The sequence below is a fragment of the Thalassospira sp. ER-Se-21-Dark genome, assembly GCF_017922435.1.
Classification (GTDB): Bacteria; Pseudomonadota; Alphaproteobacteria; order Rhodospirillales; family Thalassospiraceae; genus Thalassospira.
Map to the genome: position 1 here is coordinate 245,935 of NZ_VDEZ01000002.1, position 22,833 is coordinate 268,767.

The 22,833-nt window shown below is 53.8% G+C and carries 18 protein-coding genes and 1 tRNA gene; 11 read left to right on the top strand and 8 right to left on the bottom strand.

Annotated elements, in window-relative coordinates:
• Positions 1–281: 281 nt before the first annotated feature.
• Together FHI25_RS08780 and FHI25_RS08785 are read right to left on the bottom strand one after the other, a co-directional pair.
• Positions 282–860 carry a GNAT family N-acetyltransferase gene (locus FHI25_RS08780; RefSeq protein WP_210516879.1) on the bottom strand — a complete coding sequence of 193 codons (579 nt, stop codon included), beginning with the start codon at positions 858–860 and terminating at the stop codon, positions 282–284.
• The gene (locus tag FHI25_RS08785) at positions 860–1,726 is read right to left on the bottom strand and encodes an N-formylglutamate amidohydrolase (protein ID WP_210516881.1); all 867 of its coding nucleotides are present in this window, start codon (positions 1,724–1,726) and stop codon (positions 860–862) included. The genes FHI25_RS08780 and FHI25_RS08785 overlap by 1 nt, the downstream gene beginning before the upstream one ends.
• Positions 1,727–2,075: 349 nt before the next feature.
• Here FHI25_RS08785 and FHI25_RS08790 point away from each other — a divergent pair.
• Positions 2,076–2,152: transfer RNA gene (locus tag FHI25_RS08790), tRNA-Val, on the top strand.
• A gap of 51 nt (positions 2,153–2,203) precedes the next feature.
• Here FHI25_RS08790 and FHI25_RS08795 read toward each other — a convergent pair.
• Positions 2,204–2,398 (bottom strand): hypothetical protein, encoded by a 195-nt coding sequence (locus tag FHI25_RS08795; RefSeq protein WP_246879017.1) that lies wholly within the window; start codon positions 2,396–2,398, stop codon positions 2,204–2,206.
• Positions 2,399–2,865: 467 nt separating this feature from the next.
• On the opposite strand from FHI25_RS08795, the gene drt3a reads away from it, so the two are divergent.
• The 3 genes from drt3a to FHI25_RS08810 all read left to right on the top strand — a co-directional run bounded on the left by drt3a (position 2,866) and on the right by FHI25_RS08810 (position 7,923).
• Positions 2,866–4,215, top strand: a complete 1,350-nt coding sequence (drt3a, locus tag FHI25_RS08800; protein ID WP_210516883.1) for an antiviral reverse transcriptase Drt3a — start codon at positions 2,866–2,868, stop codon at positions 4,213–4,215.
• A complete protein-coding gene (gene drt3b / locus FHI25_RS08805) occupies positions 4,205–6,313 on the top strand; it encodes an antiviral reverse transcriptase Drt3b (protein WP_210516885.1) in 2,109 nt (702 codons plus the stop codon). Before drt3a ends, drt3b begins: the two co-directional genes overlap by 11 nt.
• A 173-nt stretch (positions 6,314–6,486) precedes the next feature.
• Complete coding sequence (locus FHI25_RS08810) at positions 6,487–7,923, top strand: DUF2779 domain-containing protein (RefSeq protein WP_210516887.1); 1,437 nt, start codon at positions 6,487–6,489, stop codon at positions 7,921–7,923.
• Between the two features lie 246 nt (positions 7,924–8,169).
• On the opposite strand, the gene FHI25_RS08815 is transcribed toward FHI25_RS08810, so the two are convergent.
• Genes FHI25_RS08815 through FHI25_RS08825 form a run of 3 tightly spaced genes read right to left on the bottom strand, consistent with a single transcriptional unit; the run spans position 8,170 to position 13,116 of the window.
• Positions 8,170–9,312 carry an ABC transporter permease gene (locus FHI25_RS08815; RefSeq protein ID WP_210516889.1) on the bottom strand — a complete coding sequence of 381 codons (1,143 nt, stop codon included), beginning with the start codon at positions 9,310–9,312 and terminating at the stop codon, positions 8,170–8,172.
• A 4-nt stretch (positions 9,313–9,316) separates the two neighbouring features.
• Positions 9,317–12,094 carry a ribosome-associated ATPase/putative transporter RbbA gene (gene rbbA, locus FHI25_RS08820; RefSeq protein WP_210516891.1) on the bottom strand — a complete coding sequence of 926 codons (2,778 nt, stop codon included), beginning with the start codon at positions 12,092–12,094 and terminating at the stop codon, positions 9,317–9,319.
• A gap of 11 nt (positions 12,095–12,105) precedes the next feature.
• The gene (locus FHI25_RS08825) at positions 12,106–13,116 is read right to left on the bottom strand and encodes an HlyD family efflux transporter periplasmic adaptor subunit (RefSeq protein WP_210516893.1); all 1,011 of its coding nucleotides are present in this window, start codon (positions 13,114–13,116) and stop codon (positions 12,106–12,108) included.
• Positions 13,117–13,400: 284 nt separating this feature from the next.
• Between FHI25_RS08825 and FHI25_RS08830 the strand changes: the two genes are divergently transcribed.
• Positions 13,401–14,525: a metallophosphoesterase gene (locus FHI25_RS08830; RefSeq protein WP_210516895.1), complete on the top strand. Its 1,125-nt coding sequence runs from the start codon at positions 13,401–13,403 to the stop codon at positions 14,523–14,525.
• A gap of 81 nt (positions 14,526–14,606) precedes the next feature.
• Here the strand turns inward: FHI25_RS08830 and FHI25_RS08835 are convergent, their stop codons facing one another.
• Positions 14,607–15,914 (bottom strand): aspartate aminotransferase family protein, encoded by a 1,308-nt coding sequence (locus FHI25_RS08835; protein WP_210516897.1) that lies wholly within the window; start codon positions 15,912–15,914, stop codon positions 14,607–14,609.
• Positions 15,915–16,043: 129 nt separating this feature from the next.
• On the opposite strand from FHI25_RS08835, the gene FHI25_RS08840 reads away from it, so the two are divergent.
• Positions 16,044–16,919, top strand: a complete 876-nt coding sequence (locus tag FHI25_RS08840) for a LysR family transcriptional regulator (RefSeq protein ID WP_210516899.1) — start codon at positions 16,044–16,046, stop codon at positions 16,917–16,919.
• An 18-nt stretch (positions 16,920–16,937) separates the two neighbouring features.
• Here the strand turns inward: FHI25_RS08840 and FHI25_RS08845 are convergent, their stop codons facing one another.
• Positions 16,938–17,627 (bottom strand): FadR/GntR family transcriptional regulator, encoded by a 690-nt coding sequence (locus tag FHI25_RS08845; RefSeq protein ID WP_210516901.1) that lies wholly within the window; start codon positions 17,625–17,627, stop codon positions 16,938–16,940.
• Positions 17,628–17,803: 176 nt separating this feature from the next.
• On the opposite strand from FHI25_RS08845, the gene FHI25_RS08850 reads away from it, so the two are divergent.
• From FHI25_RS08850 to hydA, 5 genes are all read left to right on the top strand, one after another.
• Positions 17,804–18,601, top strand: a complete 798-nt coding sequence (locus FHI25_RS08850) for an ABC transporter substrate-binding protein (protein WP_210516903.1) — start codon at positions 17,804–17,806, stop codon at positions 18,599–18,601.
• A gap of 83 nt (positions 18,602–18,684) precedes the next feature.
• The gene (locus FHI25_RS08855) at positions 18,685–19,356 is read left to right on the top strand and encodes an amino acid ABC transporter permease (protein ID WP_210516905.1); all 672 of its coding nucleotides are present in this window, start codon (positions 18,685–18,687) and stop codon (positions 19,354–19,356) included.
• Positions 19,356–20,096 (top strand): amino acid ABC transporter ATP-binding protein, encoded by a 741-nt coding sequence (locus FHI25_RS08860; RefSeq protein WP_349237989.1) that lies wholly within the window; start codon positions 19,356–19,358, stop codon positions 20,094–20,096. The genes FHI25_RS08855 and FHI25_RS08860 overlap by 1 nt, the downstream gene beginning before the upstream one ends.
• 33 nt (positions 20,097–20,129) lie before the next feature.
• Entirely contained in the window at positions 20,130–21,392 is a 1,263-nt protein-coding gene (locus FHI25_RS08865) for a cysteine desulfurase-like protein (protein WP_210516907.1), read from the top strand.
• Positions 21,393–21,410: 18 nt separating this feature from the next.
• Positions 21,411–22,826 (top strand): dihydropyrimidinase, encoded by a 1,416-nt coding sequence (hydA, locus tag FHI25_RS08870; protein WP_210516909.1) that lies wholly within the window; start codon positions 21,411–21,413, stop codon positions 22,824–22,826.
• Positions 22,827–22,833 lie beyond the last annotated feature (7 nt).

Sequence of the window (22,833 nt, forward strand, 5' to 3'; positions counted from 1 at the left end):
GGACGCAGTGCATTCCGGCGAGCGACTTGTCGCTCGTTTCTTGGACGTTTCCTCCCTAGACTTGGGCCGCTGTCACAGGCGGCCTTCTTTTTTGCCTAAATTCAGCCCTTTAGCCCAATTCAAAGCATCTGCTCAGCGCCTGAACATCTCACGTGTTTTGGAATTGTTAGAATGGTGCGGTGCAAATCAACTTGGGGTCATGGCGGCGCGCAGATACGCCAAGGGCGCTGCCCGGCAAAATCAGGAAGCGCCCTTTAAAATCCCTTTGGACTTCTTTTCGACTATTTTTCGCGCGTTGGATTGCCATTGGGGATATTGCCATCCCCGTCACCCAGACCACGCTGCATGATCACGCTATCGACCCAGCGGCCCATTTTAAAGCCGGCCGACTGAAGCGTACCCGCCACCCGGAACCCCAACCGCGCATGCAGCCCGATCGATGCGACATTGGCGCTATCGCCGATCACGGCAATCATCTGGCGATAGCCAAGGGCTGTGACCCGCTTGATCAGTTCTGAAAGCAACGCACTGCCAGCCCCCTTGCCAACGACTTCGGGTGCTATGTAAATCGTGTCTTCGACCGTGAAACGATAGGCCGGGCGGGTCCGGTAGGCCCCGGCATAGGCAAATCCCTCAACCCGTCCATCCACATCCGCCACAAGATAGGGCAGGCCGCGTTCACGCACATGTTGCCAGCGCGATGTCAGTTCGGCGATTTCAGGGGCGCGTTCCTCAAACGATGCCAGGCCATGCAGCACGTGATGGCCATAAATCTCGGTGATCCGTTCAAAATCTTCGGGTTCTGCATCGCGGATGACCAGATCGCTCAAAACGTCACTGGTATCGATGGTATTGCTCATTAGAACGGGTTCCCGTCGAGATCATGAAAGCGCGATATCAGATCGGTCATCTGATCGCGCAGAACGTCAAATCCGCGATGCGGGCTGATTGTTGTTTCATCCATATAAAGCGCACGAGAAAGCTCGATCTGAAGGCTGTGCACATGTTCTTGCGGGCGACCGTAATGGCGTGTGCAATAACCCCCGGCATATGGATCATTGTGCGCGGGCGCAAAGCCCATATCGCGAAAACAATCGTCCACAAACCGCGTCAATGACGGGTGGCAGGAACTTCCATAGCAATCGCCAAGCACCAGATCAACGCGGTTTTTTGCGCTGTCGCACGAATCCCCGGGCATCGAATGGCAATCAATCAGAATGCAATAGCCAAACGTCGCCCGCGTCAGATCAATCAGCTTCTGCAACGCCGTGTGATAGGGCCGGTAATAGGTATCAATCCGCGAAAGCGCTTCTTCGGCGGGCAGGCGGGTCTTGTAAATCTCGACCCCGCCACTGACCACGCGCGGGATGGAACCCAATCCCGAAAGGGCGCGCATCGAATTGATCTCGTTATCTTCGGGCAGATCGCCATCAAACATCCGCGGATCAAGTTCCATCGCCGCCCGGTTCACATCGACATAGGCGCGCGGAAATGTCGCACACAGCAAAGGCGCGCCCAGTTTCGGGGCGGCCGTGAACAACTGATCGACAAAGGCATCTTCGGATGCGCGCAGCTCAAACGCGCCAATGCGTGCGCGTTCAATCAGATCCTGCGGGTAATGGCGGCCTGAATGCGGGGATGCAAACACCACCGGCAGGGTTTGCCGTGGTGGCAGGATAACGGTGGCGGGGCCGGTTGTGGTAATTTCCGAAGGCAACTGGTTCATTGTCTTTCGTAAAGTCCATCCCTTATGACGCGGCGTCAGTCTTCAATCAGGCATCCTGCGACTAATTCGCACCTTAGAACTTTTTACATATGGATTGCACCGGTTTTGTTGTCGGTCAGCGAACTGTTTTGCATGCTGCACGCCCGCAGCATGTTCCACCCCATATGAAAAAGGTTCCAGCCTCTAGCATATGGGAATTGCCACGGAATTGATGAACATTTTTTGTCAAAAAACCATTTCTGGGGTTGCGCCAAGGCCTGCCTTGGGCTAAATACCGCCTCGCCGACGCAAACGGCACAGATCATTGTTTTCGGTCACGAAGCCTTGGTCTTCTGAAAGATGGATTTGCGGGCCTATAGCTCAGTTGGTTAGAGCGTTCGCTTGACATGCGAGAGGTCACAAGTTCGAGTCTTGTTAGGCCCACCATTCCCACCCCGCCGGGTTCCCGTGCGGGGTTTTGTGTTTCTGGATTACGCCCTAGCGCATCTGCGCAATGCTCTTCCTGAACCGCATGGCGCTAAACGCAAAGAAGCCAGCCCCAATCGCAAACACCAGCAGGAATTCCGGCCAGACCACATCAATGCCCGCACCGCGGAACAGGATGGCCTGCGCGTACTTCACAAAATGCGTCGCGGGCGAGAATTGCATGATGTTCTGAAGTTCCTCGGGCATGCTTTCAAGCGGCGTGCTGCCCCTCCGTTTTGACCATGCCGTCTAACCCCGCTGTTGGCTTGAGAAGAGCTTTCTTCCAAGAAAGCCCTTTTGCGGAAAATGGCATCTTCTACTGATTTCCCGCAAAAAGTAGGTTTCGGAGTTTACAGCTACCAAATGAGGCTGTTCTAATGGAGTATGTATTTTGGAACCCCGTGTACTGATCACGGGGTAATGCTGGGAGCATTGAAACCTGGGGAGGGTGGTTATGACTGGGACCACGTTACGATTGGTAAGCTCATGCAACGGTGAATGCGGATCAATTCTTAGCAGCCCAGCGATCTCGCACGAATGGTTCCTTTTTTCTTCTGTCGGTATTGATACAGCTGTGGGGAAGAATAGAGTTGGGGTCGTCGGCACCTGCGAATACTATTTGAACAATGCCCAGCTAGTTCTATGTCCTTCCGAAGGCAGGGGATACTAGAACCATGCTAGATCAGTCATTTTCAGCCGCCAATTTCCGAAAAATTGTGGATATAGAAAACCGCAAAGGAAACTATCTGGAAGTCGAATTTCTTCCAGATACGGAAAAAAAAGCGCAGGAGATAGAGGTTTGTAAAGGCGAACTGAGGTCTCTCAGGAATACCAAAGCAGAATATACGGAGGAAGAATTTGAATCTAAGAGCTCCGAGTTGTCTGTCGAACTTGAAAAACTCAAGGCGGAAAAAGAGGAAATACTCCTCGCTGAGTTGGAGAAGGTAAGCAAAGAAATAGGTTCAAAAGGCTTTTCGTTCGAAATTGAAGAAGTTGACATTGGTAAGCCCCAGAAAGCTTTTAACGCCAAGCGAAGCGCCTCAACCTTCTTTGCAATGAAACAGCTCCAGCACAACATCCGGCGTCTGTATAAGGTCAAGCAGGCAAACAGGCATGAAATCGTTTGCCAGCTTAGGGAGCTATTGGGGGATGGGTTCCCGAAATATGTTATCCGAACCGATGTCTCATCTTTCTATGAGACCATCCCAAGAAAGCAGCTTCTGAAGAAGCTGAGAGATGATCCTCTCCTGACATTGGCGTCAAAAAAACTCATACGACGGGTTCTCTATGAATACGGCTACTTGACTGGAAGTGCTGACGTCGGCTTGCCGAGAGGGATCGGCATAAGCGCTTACTTAGCAGAACTATATATGCGGGATATTGATCGTACCATTCGAGATTATCCTGGTGTTCTGTTTTATGCACGTTACGTCGACGATATTTTCATCATCTTTTGCGCTCCTCCGAACGTTGGGACGTTAGGTTTCAGGCGAGCAATCGCAAGTGCGTTCAAAAAACTTGAACTAAAGAGAAATCGCACGAAAACCGAGATTTTTAAGTTGTGGCCGAGCCAAGGCCTTTCCGTCCAATATTTGGGTTACAAATTTACTTTCTGCACTGGCTCTATTGAGCTGAAAATGACTGATAAAAAGATTGCTAGATACAAACAAAGGATTGATTTGTCATTTTCTGCTTATGAGAAAAAATCGAAAAAATCGGAAAAGAATGCTCGCACGTTATTAGAGAAGAGGGTGCGCTTCTTAACAGGAAATACACGCCTCGTGAATAACAAGAAGAATGTCGTGTCGGGTGTGTTTTTTTCCAATTCATTACTGAATAAGCTGGATGACCTTGACGAACTAGATAGCTATCTGGCTACAAAAATTTCCACTTTAACAAGCGCTCGATTGGGGGCGCGTCTATTGCAACATTCCTTCAAGAATGGCTTTGAAACGCGGAAATATCATAAGTTTTCGGCGCGAGATTTGTCCCAAATAGTGGAGGTATGGAAACATGTCTCCTAGCAAAATTCGACTTCCATATAAGAAAGAGCGATGCCTTCTTTCAGATGTCCTGCCGTTTGAGATACCGATTTCCTTTTCGAATAGGCATTTCTATGCCTTCGTTTTGCGCAATCGAATATCGATCGAGGGTAATGCAATATTGTGGCTGAAAGGTTCCAATGCGCTGGACAGAATAGTAATGCTGTTATTTGCGCTTCCTGACACCCCTGATCGGTTGACAACTGAGCAGAGGTATGTCGGTGAAAACTTGGTCAACTTTCGACGCTATCGACTTAGCGGCGGCCCTCAGCCCAGTCCGGTACGCTTCATGACGCCCTTTTCATTTAAGATTAGACATAAAGAAACAGAATTCCGGGAATTATGTGTTCCGCATCCAAAGAGTCAACTTCTGGTGGCCGACTTCTATGATCGGTGCAAAGAGACCATCCTGTACTATACTTCGCTCAGCACCTACACGATTAGAGCTCCGTCACGGGTCGCCAAATTCCAGTACCACAAGGACCACCTTCATTTCGAACGGCTGGCTACAGACCTCTCGATCGTCGAGCAGTCCGGGCAAGAGTACGAAAGCTTAAAGTCTTTCTTCGTCTACAAGGACTACAGCAACATTTACAAATTCTATGAGTCCTATCGCTATCATCGCGCGGAGAAGAAATACAACAAGCTCCTCAAGCTCGATATCTCCAAATGCTTTGACAGCATTTATACGCATTCGATTGGCTGGGCAGTTATTGGTAAGGATACCCAAAAACATTCCCTTCATCGAAACGGTGGAACGTTTCCAGACCAATTCGATAAATTGATGCATCATATGAATTTGGGTGAGACGAACGGTATTATTATTGGGCCTGAGTTCTCAAGAATTTTTGCAGAGATCATTCTTCAATCAATAGATAGAGAGGTATCGCGCAAACTCGAAACAGGGGTTAATCCTCTTCATAACCGTGTGGACTATGAAATTTTTAGGTACGTCGATGACTATTTTATATTCTTCAACGATGACAAAGATAGAACTGTTATTGTTGATCTTCTGCAGCACACTCTTAAAGAATACAAGCTGTACCTGAACGCAGCGAAGGCTGTCGTTTATGAAAAGCCAATCATCACCGAAATCACAATGGCCAAACAGCAAATTGCGCGGTTGCTGGAGGACAGGATCAAGTTTTCCTTGCAGGAAATTGAAGGCGATGAGGGGGCGGTTCTGACTAAGGGGTCGGTGTACGTAAATGCCAACGCTCTCATTACAAGCTTTAAGACCATTATAAAGACGTGTGGTGTTGAGTATAAGGATATGCTCAATTATACACTTTCCATCGCTGAGAGGAAATGTGAGAAAATATTCGAAAATTATCTGAAAGTAACCGAAGGGTATAGATCTCAAAATCAGCTTATTAACGCGGTAAAAGGTATTCTTGAGTTCGTATTTTTTATCTATTCTGTTTCTCCTAGAGTGAACACGACTATTAGACTGTGCCGAGTTCTGCAGGTGATAAACACGTTCCTAAAATCAAAAAATGTAATCAGGGAGCATGTGCATAGTGTCCACAAGCAAATATACGATAACGCGTGTTTTATTCTTAAGAAGAACGCAAGCGTAGAGCAGACGCAGGTCGAGACCCTCTATCTACTTATAATGCTTTCAGAGTTGGGGAGAGATTATTGGCTAGAGGAAAATGTCTTAAGCGATTATCTCGGGATTGAGGATGGGGTGATGGGAAAGGGTATTGGCTCAGTTAAATCGCTGAACTATTTCTCCATCACAGTCGCGTTGTTCTACATGCGAGATAAAGTCCGATATAAAGAGTTGAGAGGCCGCATCGTCGATGCTGCCTTGCTGCGTATTCGGAGCCAATCGGAGACCTGTCACAAAGACGCTGAGCTCGTTTTCCTTTTATTCGATCTGATAGCTTGCCCCTATATTGACGAACCGAAGAAGCGTGAAGCGCTTGAAATATTTGGCGTTAGCGACTCAGCCTTGGTGACGGATATCATCACGTTTACTGACGGTGGCAACAGACCTCAGCTTTGGTTCACGAACTGGCTCGAATTTGATTTTGGGAAGGAACTGGACGCGAAGCGTAGCCAAGAGGTATATTAGGTACACGCGCTTCGTCAGACAGTTAATGGCTGTATGCAGCCGCACACACATGCGCGGCGGCGGTTCTGAATCAAAACCGGGATCGTTGCACACAGGGTGGTATTGGCGAGCCACCCAATTTCTTCATCGCCAATCCCAGACTTCCCATCTAGCCCCAAGCCGGAAGCAGATTTTTGGATGATGATGCAATGAGACTTACTAAGACGGATTTCATTCAGTTTCTTAATTGTCCGAAGTCGCTTTGGCTCTTGAAGCGCGAACCGGAGAAATATCCGTATGGTGAGTTTTCGCTTTTTCTACAGAAGCTCGTTCGGGAAGGCTTCGAAGTCGAAAGGTATGTTGAGAAATATTTCGAAGGTAGGGGCCGGACCGTAGATTTCCAGCATGTTTTTGAAACCGAAGAGGGGTTGTACGCTTGTGCCGATGCTCTTGAGAAAGTGTCCGATGGTGAAGTCATCCTCTATGAGGTTAAATCATCAACTAGCGTCAAAACAGACGCTGTGCAAAACCATCTGAAGGACGCGTGCTTTCAGAAGATTTGCGCCGAGCGGTCAGGGCTACGGATTGACCGCGTTTTCATCGTTCATCTAAATGGGGGCTACGAGCGCAACGGAGTAATCAACCCGGAAGAGCTTCTTGTCTTCTCTGACGTTACGGAGCAAGTAGCCGCCCTTGTTGAGGAGACAAATGCAGAGATCGATGAGGCGTTAATCCTTCTCCGGTTAGAGGAGATTGAACGTAACGGATGTCCTTGCTTGTTAAAGTCGCGCGTGCACCATTGTGATACGTTTTACGTTTTTAATCCCGACGTTCCCACTTCGTCAATTTACAGTTTGCCAAGGCTAAGCGCCAAGCAGCGCGCAAATCTTGTTTCGAAAAGGTTATTCGACTTACACGATGTTCCCGATGACTATCGCTTTTCCGAGCAGCAGAAGCTTGTTGTTCGTTCCGCAAAAGCGGGTGCCCCGCAAATTGATTTAGAGTCAATTCGCGACTTCATTGGTGGTTTTAGATATCCACTTTATTTTCTTGATTTCGAATCTTATGCCTCTGCAATTCCGATATTGGATGGGTTGAGCCCGCACAAACATTTTCCCTTCCAGTATTCAGTCCATATTGTCGGCGAGGATGGCACCTTAGGACACCGAGAATTTCTCGAACGTGAGCCACGCTTGCCGGACCGCTTGGTCGAGCAAATGGTGGCTGACATTGGAAACGAAGGTAGTGTTGTTTCATGGCACGCCTCGTTTGAGAAAACACAGAACCGGGAGATGGGTAAGTGGTTTCCTGAAAGGGCTACCTTCCTAAAAGATGTGAACGACAGGATGGTCGATCTGGAGAATGTGTTTAAGACGGCATATGTAGACGTTCGATTTGATGGCTCTACGTCCATCAAGAAAGTACTCCCGATTATTTGCCCTGATCTCACATATGACGATCTTGAGTTGCAGGATGGTACTTTTGCAATGGAAGCTTGGGAACGATTGTTCAAAGCGAAACCGGCAGAAGCAGATGGCATCGCCCAATCGCTGCTAAGATATTGCGAACGCGACACGCTAGCGATGGTTGAAATCTTTAGGTTTCTGAAGAGCCTTGTTTCAGAGCAATAGAGCGCGTTAAGTGGAGGAAAGCTGGACTCTTCTATTCCCGCCTGCTGCTCTTGGGCTGTTGTCAGGGTTTGCGCAGCTCATGCGCAGTTCTTCGAGCATGACGTCTATCAAGCTGCAGAAACGATGCAGTCTGCTATTTATTACTAGAATCGATTAGCGAGCCTTAATTTCCATGATATTCTCGACTATTAACCACTTCCCACCCCGCAGCGGTTAGCTCGCGGGATTTTGTGTATCTGGATCACCCTAACGCATCTGCGCAATACTCTTCCTGAACCGCATGGCGCTAAACGCAAAGAAGCCAGCACCAATCGCGAACACCAGCAGGAATTCCGGCCAGACCACGTCAATGCCCGCCCCGCGAAACAGGATGGCCTGCGCGTACTTCACAAAATGCGTCGCGGGCGAGAATTGCATGATGTTCTGAAGTTCCTCGGGCATGCTTTCAAGCGGCGTGCTGCCCCCCGAAAGCAACCGTAATGGCAACACCACCAGAATGAACAACAGGCCAAATTGCGGCATGGAGCGCGTCATGGTGGCCAGGAAAATGCCCAAGGCGGTGGCAAAGAACAGATAAATCACCACACCGCCCATGAACAACAGCTTTGATCCGGCAATCGGCACGCCCAGCACCAGCTCGACCACGAAAACAAGCGACAGCATGCAGGCAATCAGAATGACAAGCCCGTTGGCCCAGACCTTTGCCAGCATGATCTCATAGGGGTTCAGCGGCATCACCAGAAGGTGCTCGATCGTGCCATGTTCGCGTTCGCGGATCAGGGCCGCCCCCGAAAGAATGATCGACAGCATCGTGATCGCATTGATGATCTCCATCGTGCTGGTAAACCATTCGCTTTTCACATTCTGGTTATAGGCATAACGCGTCACGATGGTTGCGGCATCAGACCGTTTCTGCCCGGCCCAGGCCGACTTGCCGCCAAGCCAGGTCGAGACCTCCTGCGCGATGATGTTGCTGACATAGCTCTGGCCAATCCCGGCCTGCATCATGGCGGTGGCATCGATGTTAAGCTGCACTTCCGGATCACGTCCCGAAACCACATCGGCCTCAAAACGCGGCGGGATCACCAGCACAAAGGTAAATTCACCGCTATTCATCGCCGCATCGATATCGCGCTCGGCAATGCGGACTGGCTCTTGAAAATACGGGGGCAAAAAGGCATCCGAAATGCGCAGCGACAGGGCCGAGCCATCCAGATCAGCAATGGCAATCGATCCACGGCGCAAATCATGGGAAAAGCCGGTGGCAGCGTTATAAATCGCAAAGGAAAACGCCCAGACAATCAGCGCCATAAGCACCATGTCGCGTCTGAGGCTGAAAAGCTCCTTGATGCCAAGGCGATAGATATTGCTGATCCGTCTGCCAAGCATATCCTTACACCTCCTGCTTTTTGAGAAGCAGCATCGAAAGCACGGTCAATGCCGGGAAGAAGACCAGAAGGCTGATCAGTTCAGGATAAAGCTCTGCAAAGCCAAGCGCCTTGGTAAAGGTGCCGACACTAATCGACATGAAATGTGATGTCGGAATGATGGTTGAAAGCAAGACGGGCACACCTTCAAGGCTTGATACCGGCTGCATCATCCCCGAAAACATCACGGACGGCACCATGGTCGCAATTGCCGTCCCGAAAAGGGCCGCGATTTGTGTGTTGGTAAAGGACGAAATCAAAAGCCCCAGGCCGGTCGTCGCTGTGACAAACAGGATCGCCCCGATCAGAAGGGTAAGGCCATTGCCAAGCAATGGCACCTCAAACCAGAACAGCGCCATCGCGCTCATCAGGAAAAAGTTGATCAGACCCAGCCCGATATAGGGCAACTGTTTGCCCCACAAAAACTCAAGCTTGGAAACCGGGGTGACATAAAGGTTGGTGATTGATCCCAATTCCTTTTCGCGCACCACGCCGACCGCCATCAAAACCGCTGGAATAAACATCAACAGCAACGCAATCACGGATGGCACCATGGCATAGATGCTTTTGAAATCCTGATTATAGCGATAACGCGTCTCGATACGCATCGGCAGGCCCATATCCGCACTGCCAATCTCGCGTTTAAGATGTTCGCTTAAATACCGCTGATGAATGCCTTCGACATAGCCATGAATGGTTTCGGCGCGAAACGGCATGGAGCCGTCAATAAACGCCCCGATTTCCGGGCTGGCCCCGCGACCAACATCGCGCCCGAAGCCGGGCGGGATTTCAATCGCCAGCGTGATCTCGCCCGACAGCATCCGGGCTTCAAGGTCGTCAATACTGGCAAGCGGTTCTTGTTCCTCGAAATAGCGCGATCCCGAAAGGTTTTCGATATAGGTGCGGCTTTCCTGGCTGCGGTCACGGTCCAGCACCGCATAGGTCAGGTTTTCAACATCAAATGTAATGCCCCAGCCAAATACCGGCATCAGGATAGCGGTGCCAATCAAGGCAAACATCAACCGGATCGGATCGCGCACCAGTTCCATGGTCTCGCGCAGCGAATAGGCCCATAACCGCCGGAAACTGAACAGGGACGCATGGGCTGGCTTCCAGTCGCCCTTGGCAGTGTCATCATTGGCAAGCGTCTCCTGCGGGGCAGGGGGAGAAGTGGCTTCCTCTTCACTGCCATCTGCTTCCTCAAGATGGCTGATAAAGGCTTCTTCCAGTGTGTCGCAGCCGCGCCCCCGGGTGATCGCATCGGGCGTATCGCTGATCAAAACCTTGCCCGCATGCATCAGCGAAATGCGATCACATCGCTCCGCCTCGTTCATGAAGTGGGTGGAAATGAAAATCGTCACCCCCTGATCACGCGAAAGCTCGACCAGCAATTCCCAGAACCCGTCACGTGCGACCGGATCAACGCCCGATGTCGGCTCGTCCAAAATCAGGATTTCCGGGCTGTGAATGATCGCAACCGCCAGCGACAGGCGTTGGCGCACGCCAAGCGGCAACCGTTCGCTCAGATCTTCAAGATAGGGGCCAAGCCCGAACCGCTCGGAAAGCGCGTCAATCCGGGATTTGATCTTGTCCTTGGGGATGTGAAACAGATGCGCATGCAGCTCAAGGTTCTGCATCACGGTCAGTTCGGAATACAGCGAAAAGGCCTGGCTCATATAGCCAACCCGGTTACGCAGTGCGATATCCTTGCCATCGACCGGCTTGCCAAACAGCTCGGCTGTGCCCTCGGTCGCATTCAAAAGCCCGGTCAGCATCTTCATGGTCGTGGTCTTGCCACAGCCATTTGATCCGAGAAATCCGAAAATCTCGCCTTTTTCAATCCGGAAGCTGACATCATCGACCGCGGTAAAATCACCAAATTTCTTGGTCAGATGTTCGGCAACGATGGCGGGCGTATCGCCATGAATGGTGCGTTCGGGAATGCTCAGTTCATGATGGTCTTTGCGTTGGTCTTCGGGCAGAAGCGCAATAAAGGCCGCCTCAAGCGTTTCCGATCCGGTGCGTTGCAAAATCTCGTCCGCCGTGCCGGTCGCCAGCACCTTGCCATCATTCATCGCAATCAACCGGTCAAAGCGTGCGGCCTCGTCCATATAGGCGGTGGCAACCAGAACCGTCATGTCGCTTTGGGTTTCGCGGATGGCATCAATCAACTGCCAGAATTGCTGACGCGACAGGGGATCAACACCGGTGGTCGGTTCATCAAGGATCAGGATATCGGGATCATGGATCAGCGCGCAGCACAGACCAAGTTTCTGCTTCATCCCGCCCGAAAGCTTGCCTGCCGGGCGCTCGGTAAAGGGATCAAGCCCCGTCGCGGCGACCAGCCGTGCAATGCGTTCATCGCGCTCACGCTTGCCCTGACCAAACAGGCGACCAAAAAATGCGAGGTTCTCGCGCACCGTCAGATCCATATACAGGTTCTTGCCAAGCCCCTGGGGCATATAGGCAATACGCGGCAGGATCGCGTTGCGGTGCTTGGCGTCCTTCATGGATCCGCCAAGCGTTTCGACGGTGCCGTCCTGCACCTTGCGCGCCCCCGATATCAGGGCCAGCGCACTTGATTTGCCCACACCATCGGGGCCGATAAAGCCGACCGTCTGCCCGACCGGAATTTCAAGGCTGATACCATCAAGGGCGGTGACCTTGCCATAGCGGTGCGACACCGCTTCAAGGCGCACGGCAATCTGATCCGTTTGGTTTGTGGTCTCGGTGTTTTGCACCATTGCGCGGCGCTCTATTGCCCGGCCTGACGCAGGGTCGCGTCATCGGGAACATTCGGCGCAAAACCATCCGGCCAGTTATTATGATCAGCCAGCATGACATAGGCTTCACCGGGCAGGCCGGTTTTCACCCGTTTGATATGCTTGGTCAGCAATTCCGGATCGATCCGCACCTTGACGCGAAACATCAGTTTGTCGCGTTCTGCCCGTGTTTCGACCTCTCGCGGGGTGAATTGCGCATCATCGGCGACGAACGATACCTTGGCCGGGATGACAACGCTTGGCGCGGCATCCAGAATGATCCGTGCTTCATTGCCAACAAAGGCCAGCCCCGCCTGACGGGTCGGCAGGAACACATTCATATAGACATCGGTCAGATCAATCATCGTGATCACCGGCCCGCCACCAGCCAGAACCTCGCCCGGTTCGGCAAGGCGATATTGCACCCGGCCATCGCGCGGGGCCTTAAGGACCGAATCATCAATCTGAACTTCAATGCCGTCCAGCTCGGCCGATGCGGCAGCCACATTCAGGCGCGAGCTGGTCAGGCGCGCCTTGGCGGCGGTCAGGGCCGCCTTGGCAATGTCGCGATCCGCGCGGCGCTGATCGACTTCCTGTTGGGAAATGTTGTTGTTTTTCACAAGCTCTTCGGCGCGGGAAAGCTGCTGCTCGGCCAGGGAAAGCTCGCTTTCGCGCTGCACGATCTGGGCCTGGGCCTCGGCAATGCCCTGTTCAGCACTCGCGACTTCCGCACGGGCACGGGCGCGGCTGGCCATCAGTTCGGCGGTATCCATGCGCGCCAATACCTGTCCACGGGTGACCTGATCGCCTTCTTCGACCAGGACTTCTTCCACCCGACCGGCATATTTGGTCGCCACCCGGATTTCCTCGGCCTCAATCCGGCCATTGCCTGATGCGATATAGTCAGGCAGGTCTGATTGCTGTGCCTGCCAATAGGCATATCCACCCCCGGCGGCAGCGGCAATCACCACAAGAACGATCAACACGGCACGCAAGCTTTTCATTCCATTCTCCGACGACGGGGCGGACCAAAGCAGGGCGCAGGGACAGGGCACTGCGCGACGCAACTTGGTCAACAATTTCAACGAGTATTGCTCTTGCAATTGTGCAACGCAATACTCTCTGGAATGATCCTAGATGATTGAGATTGGCCGGGCTTTGATGTTGCGCAATCTTTTTTGAAAACCAATCACCTGTTTCAGACGTTTAAGTGAATGGTTGCGATTGTTCCGCTCGTTTCGGCTATATTGCGCGACGCCTCATTTGTTTTCAAAGGATTGTCTGTCCGGTGCTGTTTTTTCACATCAATGTCGCTCTTGCCTGTTTGTATGTTCTTGTGCGTCACGTGCGCTATCTGGCATGGCCGCGCTGGGCAAAGATCACCTTTGGCGTGCTTTTGCTGATCGGATCCCATCATCATCTCTATTCCCGCATCGCTTTTGGCAGCATGTTCTTGCCGGAATTCCCGCAGCCGATTGTTGTCGCCTTCAACGTGGCATTCGGCGTGATTTTCTTCCTGGTGTGGTTCCAACTCGCCTATGACCTGATCGGTCTTTTGCTGCGCTGGGTGATCCTGCGCCGCAAGCAGCACCCGCCCAAAATCCTGCGCACCGTCATGTCATTCGCGGCCATCGCATTGGCCTGCTTTGGCGTGGCAGAAGGCATGCGCGTACCCGACGTCAAGGAAATGGATGTCACCATCCGTGACCTGCCTGACAGTTTTGATGGCTATCGCATTGTCCAGCTCACCGACCTTCATATCAGCAAGCTCTATGAACGCCCGTGGGTGGCGGAGGTGGTTGAAAAAACCAATGCCCTTGAGCCGGACCTGATCGTGATCACCGGCGATCTGATCGATGGTGAATTGCCGCTGCGCTATGATGATGTGCAGCCGCTTCATGATCTTGTCGCCCCTGATGGCGTCATCACCATTCCGGGCAATCACGAATACTATTTCGGCTATGAAAACTGGATGCGCCACTATGGCGGGCTCAATATGCTGACCCTTGAAAACGACCATATCGTTCTCGATCGCGATGGGGGGCAACTGACCATCGCCGGCGTCACCGACCTTCGTGCTGGCAACACGGACCGCCCTGAACCCGATGTTGCCAAGGCACTGGAAGGCCGCCCGGAAAACGCCCCGGTAATCCTGCTTGATCATCAACCGAAAATGGCCCGTGATGCCGCACCACTGGGTGTCGATCTGCAACTTTCCGGCCATACCCATGGCGGCATGGTATGGGGCTTTGACAATATCGTTGCCATGCTCAATGGCGGCTTTGTATCGGGCATGTATGACATCGAGGACATGCAGCTTTACGTCAATAACGGCACCGCCCAATGGCCGGGCTTCGCCATCCGGGTCGGCGTGCCCGGCGAACTCACCGTGATCACGCTCCGCAAGGGCTAGAATAAAGAACGGCGTCCCGAGACATCAGGACGCCGTTTTCCGTGCGGTGGCACAAGGGGAGGGGCGAGAAGTTGTTAGGTCCTAGCGCGCAACGCACGCCTTCACGGCATCACCAATGATCGAAATGCCCTGATCGAGTTCCTCTGAACTGATGGTCAGTGGCGGGGCAATGCGGAACACGCCACCCATGCCCGGCATCTTGACGATATTCATACTCAGCCCGCGCTTGAACGCCTCGGCCATGATGGCAGCCCCCATGTCGTGATCGGGTTCGCGATTACCGGTCTCCTTGATGATCTCCATCCCCAAAAGCAACCCGCGCCCGCGCACATCGCCGACGCACGCATATTGATCCTTGATCGCGGACAGCCCCTCAAAAAGCTGCGCGCCCATCTGGCTGGCGCGTTCGACCAGCTTCTCGTCGCGCACCACATCCAGAACCGTCAAGCCAACTGCGGCGGGCAGGGGGTCGGACACGTGAGTGGTGTAAAATAGGAACCCCTTTTCATAGGCGGCCTGCTCAATTTCCGGCGTGGTCATTACCGCCGATAACGGCAATCCCGCCCCGATGGTTTTGGATAATGTCAGGATATCGGGTGTCACCCCGTCACGTTGAAACGCAAACATGTCGCCGGTGCGTCCAATGCCGGTTTGTGCCTCGTCGAGGATCAGCAGCATCCCGCGCTCTTCGCATTTCTTTTTAAGGGCTGCGAGGTAGCCCTTCGGCAGCTCAAGGATCCCGCCGCTCGATAAGATCGGCTCGGCGACGAACGCCGCCAGATTACCCGTCGATTGCGCATCCAGAAGCTCGAACGCATCATCAAGCTCCGTCTGCCAGTCAAGCGACCCGTCGGGATGTTTGAAGCGCGGGCGAAATGCATTGGGGGCCGGAATGGCAAACGATCCGACGGCGGCCGGGCCATATCCCTTGCGCCCGGCACTATAGGTCGCCGATGCCGCCACCCCGGTCATGCCGTGCCAGCTTTTGGAAAACGCCACGATCTCATGCTTGCCGGTGACAAGCTTCGCCATGCGAATGGCCGCTTCGTTGCTTTCGGCGCCCGTTGACAGGAACAAAACCTTTTCCAACCCCGGGGCAAGGGCTGCCAGCCGTTCGGCCAGCTCCACCACCGGCCGGGTCAGCATGCTGCTAAACAGGTGCGCGACGGTTTCGACCTGCCGCTGCACGGTCTCGACAATGCGCTGGTGGCCATGGCCGAGAACCGCCGACATTTGCCCCGATGTAAAATCAAGGATCGCCCGACCGTCGGCGTCATACACATATGATCCCTTGGCGCGTTCGATGATCGCCGGATCAAACGGGCTGCCATAACGGATCAGGTGGTTATTGGCGCTTTGCCAAAAGGCGGCATCGTCGTTGCGTGACATGATCTTTCCCCTGTGCCGGTCCAAACATTTGATGGGAAAAGCCTATCTTGTGGCGCGAAAGCGGTAAAATTGATAATGCTTGCACTCCGGTATCAAAAATATTGATGGCTGTAATGGACGGAGCCCCGCATGCAGGCGCTGCTTGATCTCAAACTGCTAACAACCTTTGTTCGCGCCGCCCATGCTGGCACACTCAGTGCGGCTGCCATTCAGGTCGGGCGCACCCAGTCAACTGTGACCATGCAGATCCAGCGACTTGAAGATGCCCTGGGTCAAAGCCTTTTTCATCGGTCGGGCAGTGGCGTGCGGTTGACCGGGGCGGGGGAGCGGTTTCTGGGCTATGCCGAACGCATCTTGCGCCTGCACGATGATGCGGTCTCAAGCTTTTCCGATCAGGGATTGCGCGGTGCCATCACCTTTGGCTGCCCCGAAGATTATCTGATTGCCTTTTTCCCGGCCTTGCTCAAAAGTTTTGGCGCGATCCATCGCGATATTGAAATCCGGGTGGTGTCGGCCCCGACGCCGGAATTGCAGAAACTCCTGCATGCGCGCCAGATCGACATGGCGCTGGTCTCCACCCCGGATATAACGCCCGGCGGTGACTTTATCCGCACCGAACAACTCGCCTGGGTCGGTAGCAAACCGACGCTGGAACTGCATGATTTCAACCAGAATACCGATCCGCAAAGCCCGATCCCGCTGGCACTGGCCGCCGCCAACGCCCTTGATCATCGATCCGCCCGTGATGCGATGGAAAGTGCGAAGCTGCCCTACCAGATCGCCTACGCCAGCAACAGCCTGGCGGGTTTGATTGCGGTGACGCGCTCGGGCCTCGCCATCAGTGTGATGATGCAAAAGGCGGTGCCGAGCGATCTTTTCATCCTGAAATCGCCGCTGCCACCCTTGCCGAAACTGGGCCTGCGCGTCCTGAAATCCGAAATTAATCCAAGCCCGGCGATGGACGCGTTTGCCGATCACATCACCAAGATGCTGCCGTTTCTTTGATGTAGGCGGTGGAGGAGACTACGTCTGCAACCCGGCACAGCGTGCGGTGTTGCGGACGTGGGCCTGCATTTCGCGCCGGGCGCGTTCGGCGTCATTGTCGCGCAGCGCTTTGATGATTTTGCGGTGCTCGCCGATGGATGCGCGCATGCGTTCGGGATCGGTGATCGGGATCGGCTGGCGCTGGGTTTCGGTGATCTTGTCGCGCACCGCCTGATAAAGTTCGCGCATCATGCTGTTGGAGCATGCCTCAACAATCGTTGCGTGGAATTCCAGATCGGCCTCGACATTGGCAATCAGGTCCTGTTCTGCCCAGCATTTTTCCATGCGGTTGGTGGCGTCTTCCATCGCCTCAAGCTGCGTTGCAGTCAGGCGTCCACAGGCCAGCGCCGCGATTTCACTTTCCAAGATCATGCGCGTCTGGAACACGTCAAAAACACTGTGGCTTTCCGAATAGCGCCACGGTGCCATGTCGGCCTTGGCGCGGCTGGCAGGGTCGGTCACAAAGGTGCCGCGCCCGGCTTCGGTCTTGATCAGGCCAAGTGTTTCAAGGGTCAGAAGTGCTTCGCGCAAGGAAGCCCGGGAAATGCCGAATTTCTGCGCGAATTCGCGCTGGGATGGGATTTTGTCGCCCGGGGTCAGTTCGCCATTCTGGATCATGTCCTGAATTTGGCGTGCGACCGTTTGCGGCAGCGGCGTGCGGTTGAACATTCCCTCGTGTCCTTCTTGTGTATTTTTTGCTCAGTTGTCGGTATCAAAGCAAATCTGACTCATTTTTGCACAAACAATCTTGCGCGTATCATCCAAATATGTTTGTCTGGCCTGACTGGTCTGACCAGTTAGACCAGAAGTATCTCAGGGTAGGCTAAAAACACAAGGAAATCATAATGAAGTTTCTCAACTTTCTGACGTCCAGCGTCGTTGGCGGCGTTCTTGCCGTGTCCTCACTGGCATCCGCAAACGCAGCAGACCTGACCGTTGGTGCCAATATCGGCAACGTGCCGTGGGAATTCGAAGAAGCTGACGGCACCGTGGTCGGTTTCGAAGTCGATCTCGTCAATGAAATCGCAAGCCGCCTTGGCAAGTCGGTCGAGTTTGTGAACATCCCGTTCAACGGACTGTTCCCGGCGGTCCAGTCGGGCCGCATCGACATGGCAGTATCCTCGATCACCATCACCGACAAGCGCCTTGAGTCTGTGACCTTCGCACAGCCTTATTACGACAGTGACCAGTCCCTGACCGCCACCGCAGAAGGCGGTGTGACCGGCCTGGCTACCATGGATGGCAAGGTTGTTGGTGTTGATACCGGATCCACAGGCGATATGTGGGTCACCGCAAATGGCGGCGAATACGGCATTGCCGATGTCCGCCGTTACGAAGGCCTGTCACCGGCCATGCTTGATCTGCAAGCCGGTCGTATTGACGGCTATATCAGCGACATCCCGGCATTGCTCTATTACGTCAAGGACAAGCCGGCCCTTAAAGTGGTCGAACGCATCACGACCGGTGAAAAATACTCGATCATGTTTAACAAGGATGCGGCACTCGCAACCGAAGTTAACGACGTTATCACCGAGCTGAAAAAAGAAGGCTTCATCGCCGGTCTGCATGAAACCTGGTTCGGTGCAACGCCAGAAGACACCACCTCGACCGTCAAGGTCCTCGATATGCCGACCCTTAAATAATCGCGCATATCGCTGATCATCCCTGCCGATGATGCCAATCCGCTCCCGGTGTCGTCGGCGGGGCAACCTGACCTGGTGGTAAAATGGATTTATTTTCGACTTTCTTTAACATTCCCGTCCTGATGCAAAGCCTGCCGCAGCTTATGAACGGCTTGCTTGTCACCATCGGGATTGGCGCAACCAGCATCATTGCCGGTCTGATCGGCGGGCTGTTTCTGGCCGTGCTGCGGCTCTATGCCGGGCCGGTCGTGACCGGGCTTGTGCGGGCCTATATCGATGTCTTCCGCTCGATCCCGCTTCTGGTGTTGCTGATTATTGTTTATTACGCGCTGCCCTTTGTTGGCGTTCGCCTCTCGCCCTTCTTCTCGGCCGTAACAGCCCTGACACTGGTCTCGTCGGCCTATACCGCCGAGATTTTCCGTGCCGGGATCGAAGCCATCCCCAAGGGTCAGTTCGAAGCCTCAAGCGCGTTGGGTCTTTCAAACCGCTACATCATGACCGATGTCATCCTGCCCCAGGCGATCCGCATCGTCATCCCGCCGCTGACCAATAACTGCATCAATGTGCTCAAGGACACCGCACTGGCATCGGTTGTTGCCATGCCCGACCTGCTCAAACAGGCGACCCAGGCACAGGCGCTTTCCGCCAACCCGACGCCGCTGATCGGCGCTGCCGTGATCTATCTGATCCTGCTGCTGCCGATGGTGCGCTATGTCGCGCATCTTGAAAAACGTTTTAGCCGCGGGAGAGCCTGATGAAAGCGCCATTGATCAAAATTTCCAACCTGCGCAAGACCTATGGCCAGTTCGTGGCCCTGCACGGCATTGATCTTGATATCGAACAAGGCGAAGTGCTGTGCGTCGTCGGCCCGTCGGGTTCCGGCAAATCAACCCTGATCCGCTGCATCAACCATCTCGAACCGTTTGAGGACGGCAGCGAAATCACCGTCGATGGCATTCCGGTGCGCCCCGGTCCCGATCTGGATCAGGTCCGGGCTGAAGTCGGCATGGTGTTTCAGTCGTTCAACCTGTTTCCGCACATGACCGTGCTGCGCAATGTCATGCTGGCCCCGATCCGGGTGCGCAAAATGTCAGAGCTTGATGCCGAAAAACGCGCCCGCGATTTGCTTGAGCGTGTCGGCATTTCGGTTCAGGCCGATAAATATCCCGCCCAACTATCGGGTGGGCAGCAACAGCGCGTGGCGATTGCCCGGGCTTTGGCCATGGAACCGCGCGTGCTTCTGTTTGATGAACCGACCTCCGCCCTTGATCCCGAAATGGTGGGCGAGGTTCTCGATGTCATGAAAAAGCTCGCCGGGACCGGGGTCACCATGGTCGTGGTCACCCATGAAATGGGCTTTGCCCGACAGGTCGCCGATCGCGTCCTGTTCATGGATGGCGGTGCGATTATCGAGGCCGGAACGCCCAGCGAAATTTTCGATGCCCCCAAGGAAGAACGCACACGGAACTTCCTCCACGCCGTTCTCGACCATTAAAATAAAACAGAAATCTATCGGAGGATGCCTTCAATGGCAGATCAACGTCCCCTTGATATGGACTATGTCCAAAGCCAGTTTCCAGCACTCGCCAATGGCTGGACCTTTTTTGACAATGCCGGCGGATCGCAAATCCTGACCAAGGCGCTCGATCGCATCAACAGCTTCCTGCTTGATCGCAATGTGCAGATTGGCGGCTCCTACGAAGTCTCCCAAAAGGCGGCAGAGGCATTGATGGACGCCCGCAAGGCCGCCGCCCAGTGGGTTAATGCTTCGCGGCCCGAGGAAATCATTTTCGGCCCGTCAACCACGGTTTTGATGCAAAACCTTGCGCGCGCCATGCGCAGCCAGTTCAAACCGGGCGACGAGATTGTCGTTACCATCGGCGATCATGAAAGCAATATCGGACCCTGGGTGGCGCTTGAGGAATTCGGCATCAATATCCGTTTCTGGGAACCCGATGTCAAAACCGGCCGCCTGACCCTTGATGGTCTCAAGGCCGTGATGAGCGACAAGACCAAACTGGTCTGCGTCACCCATGTGTCGAACATCATTGGCGAAATCAATCCGATCCGCGAATTTGCCGATTACGCCCATGCCAAGGGTGCCAAAATCTGCATCGATGCCGTCGCCTATGCCCCGCACCGTGCAGTGGATGTTAAGGCCTTTGACGCCGACTATTATGTCTTTAGCCTCTATAAAACATACGGCCCGCATGGGGCGCTGATGTTTGGCAAATATGACCTGCTGCTCGAACTTGATACGCTTTATCATTATTTCTACGGCAAGGACAAAGTCCCCGGAAAGCTTGAGCCCGGCAACCCCAGCTACGAAATCGCCTATTCCGTCTGCGGCATTGTCGAATATCTGGTCGAACTGGGTGAAAAGGCCATGGGAGACACGTCCGGGACCGGCAGCACGCGCGATAAAATCATTGCCGCCTATGACGCCATCACCACACAGGAAAACGACCTCACCGAACGGTTGCTGCGTTATCTGCGTGGCCGCAATGATTGCGTCATCATCGGGCAGGACGATAACCGTGACGGCACGCGCATCCCGACCATTGCGTTTCGCTTTGATAACCGCAATGCCGAGGATATCTGCAAGGCGATTGACAAGGAAAACATCGCCATTCGCTTTGGCGATTTCCATTCACGCCGTCTGGTCGAATATATGGGCCTGTCTGATAATGCTGGCGTCGTGCGTGTTTCAATGGTGCACTACAACACGATTGATCAGGTGGACCGACTGACCGCGGCGTTTGACCGTCTGCTTGCGACGACCAATCAATAAGGGGGCAGGGGCCACATCATGCAGTTTGACCGCATCATCAAAAACGGCACCATCGTCACCGCCAGCGACACCTATGTTGCTGATCTTGGCATCACTGATGGCAAGATTGCCGCCATCGCGAGCGCCCTTGATGGTGCGGACGACATTGTCGATGCCACCGGGCTTTATGTCATGCCCGGCGGGATCGACAGCCACGTCCATATTGATCAGCCATCCGGCGACGGCATCGTCATGGCCGATGATTTCGAAAGCGGCACGCGATCAGCCGCCATTGGTGGCAATACCTCGATCCTCGCATTCTGCATGCAGGAAAAGGGCGACAGCCTGCGGCATTCGCTTGATGTCTATCACGCCAAGGCGGACGGCAAATGCCATATTGATGTGGCTTTTCATATGATCGTCACCGACCCGACACCTTCTGTGCTGGGTCAGGAGCTCCCGGCCCTGGTCGAGGATGGCTATACATCCTTCAAGGTTTTCATGACCTATGAAAACCTGCGTCTGCGCGATGATGAAATTCTTGAAACGCTCAGTGCCGCCAAAAACACCGGCGCGCTGGTGCTGGTCCATTGCGAAAACGAAGACGCCATTCGCTTCCTGATCGGGCAGCACGAAGCAGCCGGCGAGTTTTCCGCCAAATCCCACGCCACAACCCGCCCGATTGCGGCCGAACGCGAAGCCACCCATCGCGCATTGTCACTGGCTGAAATCGTCGATACCCCGATTGTCATCGTCCATGTGTCGAACCAGCAGGCGATGGAAGAAATCGAACGCGCACGCGTACGCGGTTCCAAGATCGTCGGCGAAACCTGCCCGCAATATCTCATGCTGACCGCCGATGATCTGGATCAGGAAGAACTCGAAGGGGCAAAATTCGTCTGCTCGCCGCCGCCGCGCGACAAGGAAAGTCAGGACGCCTGTTGGGATGGTCTGGAACGCGGCGTGTTTGACCTGTTCTCATCCGATCATTGCCCGTTCCGCTTTAACGACCCGGAAGGCAAGCTCAATGATAAGGGCAAGAAAAGCTTCCGCTGGATCCCCAATGGCATCCCCGGTGTGGCAACCCGCCTGCCGATCCTGTTTTCCGAAGGCGTGCAAAAGGGCCGCATCGACCTCAACCGCTTTGTCGCACTCACCGCGACCAACCACGCCAAGCTTTACGGCATGTACCCGCAAAAGGGCACAATCGCCATTGGCTCGGACGCCGACCTCGCACTTTGGGACCCCAATAAAACCGTCACCATCACCAACGACATCCTGCAACAGGGCTGCGACTACAGCCCTTATGAAGGCCTCACCGTCAAAGGCTGGCCCGTCCACACCATCGTGCGCGGCAAAACCGTGGTGAAGGACGGCGAAGTGATCGGGCAAAAGGGCGACGGCAAATATTTGCCACGGCAGAAATCAAATCTGGTGACGTCAAAGCCAGTCTGATCAGACC

What these genes read in the sequence shown, in the direction of transcription:
- FHI25_RS08780 (WP_210516879.1), bottom strand. Translation starts at nt 860, where the DNA reads ATGAGCAATACCATCGATACCAGTGACGTTTTGAGCGATCTGGTCATC.
- FHI25_RS08785 (WP_210516881.1), bottom strand. Translation starts at nt 1,726, where the DNA reads ATGAACCAGTTGCCTTCGGAAATTACCACAACCGGCCCCGCCACCGTT.
- FHI25_RS08795 (WP_246879017.1), bottom strand. Translation starts at nt 2,398, where the DNA reads ATGCCCGAGGAACTTCAGAACATCATGCAATTCTCGCCCGCGACGCAT.
- drt3a (WP_210516883.1), top strand. Translation starts at nt 2,866, where the DNA reads ATGCTAGATCAGTCATTTTCAGCCGCCAATTTCCGAAAAATTGTGGAT.
- drt3b (WP_210516885.1), top strand. Translation starts at nt 4,205, where the DNA reads ATGTCTCCTAGCAAAATTCGACTTCCATATAAGAAAGAGCGATGCCTT.
- FHI25_RS08815 (WP_210516889.1), bottom strand. Translation starts at nt 9,312, where the DNA reads ATGCTTGGCAGACGGATCAGCAATATCTATCGCCTTGGCATCAAGGAG.
- rbbA (WP_210516891.1), bottom strand. Translation starts at nt 12,094, where the DNA reads ATGGTGCAAAACACCGAGACCACAAACCAAACGGATCAGATTGCCGTG.
- FHI25_RS08825 (WP_210516893.1), bottom strand. Translation starts at nt 13,116, where the DNA reads ATGAAAAGCTTGCGTGCCGTGTTGATCGTTCTTGTGGTGATTGCCGCT.
- FHI25_RS08835 (WP_210516897.1), bottom strand. Translation starts at nt 15,914, where the DNA reads ATGTCACGCAACGACGATGCCGCCTTTTGGCAAAGCGCCAATAACCAC.
- FHI25_RS08840 (WP_210516899.1), top strand. Translation starts at nt 16,044, where the DNA reads ATGCAGGCGCTGCTTGATCTCAAACTGCTAACAACCTTTGTTCGCGCC.
- FHI25_RS08845 (WP_210516901.1), bottom strand. Translation starts at nt 17,627, where the DNA reads ATGTTCAACCGCACGCCGCTGCCGCAAACGGTCGCACGCCAAATTCAG.
- FHI25_RS08850 (WP_210516903.1), top strand. Translation starts at nt 17,804, where the DNA reads ATGAAGTTTCTCAACTTTCTGACGTCCAGCGTCGTTGGCGGCGTTCTT.
- FHI25_RS08855 (WP_210516905.1), top strand. Translation starts at nt 18,685, where the DNA reads ATGGATTTATTTTCGACTTTCTTTAACATTCCCGTCCTGATGCAAAGC.
- FHI25_RS08860 (WP_349237989.1), top strand. Translation starts at nt 19,356, where the DNA reads ATGAAAGCGCCATTGATCAAAATTTCCAACCTGCGCAAGACCTATGGC.
- FHI25_RS08865 (WP_210516907.1), top strand. Translation starts at nt 20,130, where the DNA reads ATGGCAGATCAACGTCCCCTTGATATGGACTATGTCCAAAGCCAGTTT.
- hydA (WP_210516909.1), top strand. Translation starts at nt 21,411, where the DNA reads ATGCAGTTTGACCGCATCATCAAAAACGGCACCATCGTCACCGCCAGC.